Below are 657 nucleotides of genomic sequence, written 5' to 3'. Positions count from 1 at the left end.
GCACGGATGCCATCGGGGCGCTGTGCTTCGGCCGCGAACATCGTCTTGTAATCCGCATAGCAGCGCTCTGCGCCAACACCGATGGCGGTACCGAAATCTTGGCCCCGCTGGGCATCGATGTCAAAAGCACCTGCCACCAGCTTGAACACACCATCGCGCAGCGCTGCCGAGCGGTGGATGTAGCCGATCTGGCTCTGGCGACCGCCGCCCACCATGGCCCAGGGGATGGTGGCGGGAACGAGGTTTTCTCCGTTGATCATTGGTATTTACCTGCAAATGGGGTTAGTTGAATCCGACGCTTTTGAGGAAGTCACGGCTGGCTTTGACGTCGTCCATGACGGAGCCCTTGTTGCGCGGATCTCGCTCTTGTTCCACGGTGATGTAGCCGTGGTACTGGATGTCCAGCAATGTTTGGCGGATGGCGTCGTAGTCCAGCACGCCTTTTCCAATCGGACACATCACGCCTTCGCCGCAGGCCTCAAAGAAGCGGATGCGTTTGGCCAGCACGGTGTCGAATACGCGCTGGTCGATGTCCTTGAAGTGCACGTAGTCGATGCGGTGCGCGTACTTGCGCAGCCAAGTGGTGGGCTCCATGCCGGCGTAGTAGCTGTGGCCGGTGTCTAGGCACAGGCCTGCGACTTCGTGCGGAATATCGGC

The 657-nt window shown here is 60.1% G+C and carries 1 protein-coding gene and 1 pseudogene; both read right to left on the bottom strand.

From position 1 onward, the window contains the following. Positions 1 to 260, bottom strand: a pseudogene (locus tag AC1D1Y_RS25995) (gfo/Idh/MocA family oxidoreductase); the annotation flags it as partial. A gap of 22 nt (positions 261 to 282) precedes the next feature. Then, positions 283 to 657 (bottom strand): TIM barrel protein (locus AC1D1Y_RS25990; protein ID WP_477684893.1); only part of this gene is annotated, 375 nt, incomplete at its 5' end.

The sequence above is a fragment of the Polaromonas sp. P1_G1 genome, assembly GCF_056405595.1.
The sequence above is the reverse complement of the archived record's forward strand: the minus strand, read 5'-3'. Positions and strand labels throughout refer to the sequence as shown.